Genomic DNA, 3,888 nt, shown 5'->3' on the forward strand with positions numbered 1-3,888 from the left:
CGCTCAGGCCGCCGCCCGCACCGCCCCGCGCGGCCGCTGCTTCCCGCGCCGGTCCGGCACGGCCTGCTCAGCGACTGTCACCGTGGCGGCCATCCCCGGCTGCCGCACGCTCTGGAAGCCGTCATCCACCGGCTGCCGGTCACGGACGACGACGAGGACTTCGGTGAAATCCCCCAGCCCGCACGTGACTTGCCGAACCATCTGACCGCTCTGTGAAACAGGCGGAAGAACGGCAGCACAGGCCGGTGGCCCGGACACCTCCCGTACGGGCCTGCGTCCGGGCCACCGAAAACCCGCTGATGCCTGGGACGAGCCCTTAGAGCCGTCCGCCGGTGAGGCGTGTGAAGGGGCCTGCCGCACGCTTCGCCGAGAACCGGCCGGCGGCGAAGGAGGCGGCGACCGCGGTGACCGCGCCGGTGCCGATGCCGGCCGCGATGCCCTTGCGGTTCTTCACGGCGGTCCAGGTCACGGACGCGGCCGTGGCCGCGGTGGTGGAGGCGGAGGCGAGCTTCTGCCGCCCCGCCTCTGCGCTCTGGCTCGCCACCTGCCCGGCCCGCTTGGTGGCCGCACCGAAGGTCTTGCCGCCACCCTCGACGGCCTCGCCCACGCTGTGGGTCGCGGACCCGGTCTTGACGGCGGCCTTGGTGATACCCCGGTCTGCCTTCTCGCCTGCCTCGGCGGGCTTCTTGGTGCTGTTCGCCTTTCCTGCGGTACCTGTGCTCTTGCCGTTGTCAGTCATGACGTTCGGGTTGCCGGACGGGGGCGCTTGAAACGTCGCGCCTGTCAACGGGCGTCTCAGCCGTCGTTCTCAGCCGTCGCCGCGCGGCAGCAGTGAACCCAGCGGACCGAGATCGAGGTTGAGGTCCGCCATCGTCAGTCCGTAGCGGTCGCACAGCTCCGTCATGCGGTCCTGGAGAATCATCAGCGTCATGCCGATCCGCTCCTCCTGGTCCTCACTCAGGTCACCCTGGTCGACCCGGTTGAGGGCGGTGCGTTCCATCAGCTGACGCAGCAGCTCCACGATCGTCAGCACGAGTTTCATGAGATCGCGCTCGACGGTGTCGGGGTCGGTCTTCAGCCGCTGGGCCAGCTTGTCGTTCGGGCGGGCGCCGCCCTCCTCCGGACCGGCGGGCAGCAGGTCGAAGGCGCGGGCCGCGGACCGTGCGACCTCGTCCAGGCGGGCCTCGCCGGGGAGTTCCCGGGGTTCGCCGCGGAACTCCCCGGGTTCACCGTGGAGTTCCCCGGGCTTGTCGGTCATGATCAGGCGCCCCTCTCCCGCCGCTTCACCACGGCGCCGGGTCGTCGGGTGTGACCGAGCGGATGACCGCACGGAGGTTGATACGGACCAGGTCGACGTCGGCGATGGACAGCACGAGGTCCCCTGTCAGCACAGCGCCACCCGCCAGCAGCCTGTCCAGCAGGTCGATCAGCGCGACCTGGCGGCCGGCGAGTGAGTCCTCCCCCTCGAAGCCGTTGGCCGCCGACCGGGTTCCCCGCTCCACCGCGCTCGCGAAGTCGGCGCCGGGGAGTTCAGGATTCATCGCCGGGCCCGTCGGCGGAGTGCTGCGGCGCGGAGGGCGGGGTCGCGAAGGAGTACGGGGCCCACGGCCCGGTCAGCTCCACGCGGACGCCCGGCACGTCCTCGGCCAGTCCGGCGATCGCCGCACGGAACTCCTCGCTGCGTTCCGCCGGCACCAGGTAGGCGTCATTGGCGGTGTTCTCACCCGGCCCGAAGGCCAGTTCGCCCTGCTGCGGCCGGTGCGCGACCCTGGCAGTGGCGAGTCCGCCGGCCAGCGCGGTGATCCGCTCGGTCACGGCGCCCGCCGCACGGTAGGTGTCGCGGTGCCGGCTGCGCTGCTTCCTGCGCTGCTGGAGATAGGCGCGGCCGGTACCGGCGGACGCCGCGCCGCCGTCCGGTTCCGCGGCGGGCGCGGCAGCCGCGTCCCGTGGGTCCGCGTACACCTTGACACCCCATTCGAGGTGTCCCTCCAACCGGCCGAGTAGGGCGTCGAATTCGCCCTTCCGCTCGGCCAGCATCCGTGCGACGCGTGCGTCGTCCAGATAGACCGTGGCCAGCCGCATGGGCAGCACGGTGGTGTGTTCATAGGCGGCGGCGACCACGGCATGGTGTGAGCGCGCCATCGTCTCCAGCCGTTCCAGGTCCTCCAGTTGGGCCCGCAGCCCGTCCTCGTCGTACAGACCGGCCGGGACGCCGCACACCAGCGCGGCGAGACCGGCCCCGTGCACCGTGCGGACGGGCGAGCCGGAGGGCCCGGTCAGTCCCGGCACGACGGCGCTGAGCGGCTCGTCTTCACGCCCGACCGCGAAGACGTAGCAGACCTGCGCCGCCGGCTCCGGTGCTCCGGACGTCCCCGGTGCGCCTTGTGCGTCAGAATCTGGCACCGACATCCTCCACGTCACCTACCCCGCTTGCTCGTGCTTCCGCCGCGGCTCTCGCCGTCGGTCTCCCGGCTCCCCTCGGCGGACTCCTCGGCGGCGGGGAGCTCGGCAGCGGAACGCAGCCGCTCGATCTCCGCGCGTAGCCGCGTGTTCTCCTCGGTCAGCGCGTCCTGCCCACCGTAGGCGGACGTGCCGCGGACTTCCTGCCGCGATGCCCGCGAGGACAGCGAGGGGTCGTTCTCCCACCAGTCGATGCCCATCTCCTTCGCCTTGTCGACGGAGACGACGAGGAGGCGGAGCTTGATCGTCAGCAGCTCGATGTCGAGCAGGTTTATCTTGATGTCGCCCGCGATGACGATGCCCTTGTCGAGCACCCGCTCCAGGATGTCGGCGAGGTTCGCGGAACTCCCCTGCTGGCCGTACGGGGCCGCCCTGCTCGGCGAGGACCCCATACGGCCGGCCAGTGAATCGGACACGTGGTATCAGCCTTGTCTCTTCAGTGGACCGCGCTTCGCGCGGTCAGCGACGGGCCCCGACGGTACGCCGGTCGGATTCCTCCTCATCGGCGTCCTCCTCATCCGCTTCCTCGTACTCGTCCTCGGGCTCGTCCTCGGGCTCGAGGGGCTCTTCCTCCTCGTCGTACTGGGCCTCGGCCTCATCATCGTCGGGCTCGTCGTCGTCGGCGGCCTCGTCGGCCTCCTCGTACTCACCTTCGGCTTCGTCGGACTCGTCGGCGCCGTCCTGCGCCTCCGATTCCTCCTCGTCCCTGGCACGCTCCTCTTCCTCGACGGCCTCGTCGTGCTCGACGACGACCTCACCGTCCCGGATCTCGCCGCGCCAGCCGTCGGTGGCCTCGCCCCGCATCATGATGAACTTGCGGTACAGCTTCAGGTCCAGCCGGGCCCGGCGGCCCTGGGCCCGCCAGATGTTGCCGGTCTTCTCGAAGAGTCCCTTGGGGAAGTACTCCAGCACCAGCAGCACCCGCGTGAGGTCATCGGTGATGCGGTGGAAGGTCACCACGCCCTTCACCGTTCCCTTAGCACCCTCGGTGGTCCAGGTGATCCGCTCGTCGGCGATCTGCTCGGTGACGTTCGCCTTCCAACTGCGGGTGGACTTGGCGACCTTCACCTTCCAGTTGCTGCTCACGTCGTCGGCCTTCTCGACGCTGACGACGCCCTTGGCGAAGGTGCTGAACTCCTGGAACTGGGTCCACTGGTCGTACGCCTCGCGCACGGGCACGCCCACGTCGATGTCCTCGACGATCGTCACGCTCTTGGACTTGCCGCCGCCGCTCTTGCGCCCCTTGCCGAACATCCCCTTGACCTTGTCCTTGAGCATCTCCTTGACGTGTGACGTGCCCGCGGTCATCGCCGCCTGCGCGGGCGACTTTCCTTCGCTGAGGGCCTGGCCGCCCTTGGCCAGGCTGCCCATGAGGCCGCCGGGGCCGCCCTGGGAGGGGTCGGCGAGCTTGGTGACGCTCTCGCCCAG

At 70.4% G+C, this 3,888-nt stretch carries 6 protein-coding genes and 1 pseudogene; 1 reads left to right on the plus strand and 6 read right to left on the minus strand.

Annotated features, from left to right (window positions below; translation table 11 throughout):
• A pseudogene (locus tag ACRDP3_RS27660) lies at positions 1-216 on the plus strand (hypothetical protein); the annotation flags it as partial.
• Positions 217-316: 100 nt separating this feature from the next.
• Here the strand turns inward: ACRDP3_RS27660 and ACRDP3_RS27665 are convergent.
• The 6 genes from ACRDP3_RS27665 to ACRDP3_RS27690 form a co-directional block, all read right to left on the minus strand.
• Positions 317-739 (minus strand): hypothetical protein, encoded by a 423-nt coding sequence (locus tag ACRDP3_RS27665; protein ID WP_431519755.1) that lies wholly within the window; start codon positions 737-739, stop codon positions 317-319.
• Positions 740-808: 69 nt separating this feature from the next.
• Positions 809-1,258 carry a gas vesicle protein K gene (locus ACRDP3_RS27670; protein ID WP_431519756.1) on the minus strand — a complete coding sequence of 150 codons (450 nt, stop codon included), beginning with the start codon at positions 1,256-1,258 and terminating at the stop codon, positions 809-811.
• 25 nt (positions 1,259-1,283) lie between these two features.
• Entirely contained in the window at positions 1,284-1,541 is a 258-nt protein-coding gene (locus ACRDP3_RS27675) for a gas vesicle protein (RefSeq protein WP_431519757.1), read from the minus strand.
• Positions 1,531-2,403, minus strand: a complete 873-nt coding sequence (locus tag ACRDP3_RS27680; protein ID WP_431519758.1) for a GvpL/GvpF family gas vesicle protein — start codon at positions 2,401-2,403, stop codon at positions 1,531-1,533. Before ACRDP3_RS27680 ends, ACRDP3_RS27675 begins: the two co-directional genes overlap by 11 nt.
• Before the next feature lie 14 nt (positions 2,404-2,417).
• The gene (locus ACRDP3_RS27685; RefSeq protein WP_431519760.1) at positions 2,418-2,852 is read right to left on the minus strand and encodes a gas vesicle protein; all 435 of its coding nucleotides are present in this window, start codon (positions 2,850-2,852) and stop codon (positions 2,418-2,420) included.
• 67 nt (positions 2,853-2,919) lie between these two features.
• On the minus strand, positions 2,920-3,888 hold a 969-nt coding region (locus ACRDP3_RS27690; RefSeq protein WP_431519759.1), incomplete at its 5' end, for an SRPBCC family protein.

The sequence above is a fragment of the Streptomyces sp. genome, assembly GCF_050698815.1.
GTDB lineage: Bacteria > Actinomycetota > Actinomycetes > Streptomycetales > Streptomycetaceae > Streptomyces.

Bases quoted from the DNA above. Each gene is read 5' to 3' on its own strand.
- ACRDP3_RS27665 (WP_431519755.1), bottom strand. From the start codon at position 739: ATGACTGACAACGGCAAGAGCACAGGTACCGCAGGAAAGGCGAACAGC.
- ACRDP3_RS27670 (WP_431519756.1), bottom strand. From the start codon at position 1,258: ATGACCGACAAGCCCGGGGAACTCCACGGTGAACCCGGGGAGTTCCGC.
- ACRDP3_RS27675 (WP_431519757.1), bottom strand. From the start codon at position 1,541: ATGAATCCTGAACTCCCCGGCGCCGACTTCGCGAGCGCGGTGGAGCGG.
- ACRDP3_RS27685 (WP_431519760.1), bottom strand. From the start codon at position 2,852: ATGGGGTCCTCGCCGAGCAGGGCGGCCCCGTACGGCCAGCAGGGGAGT.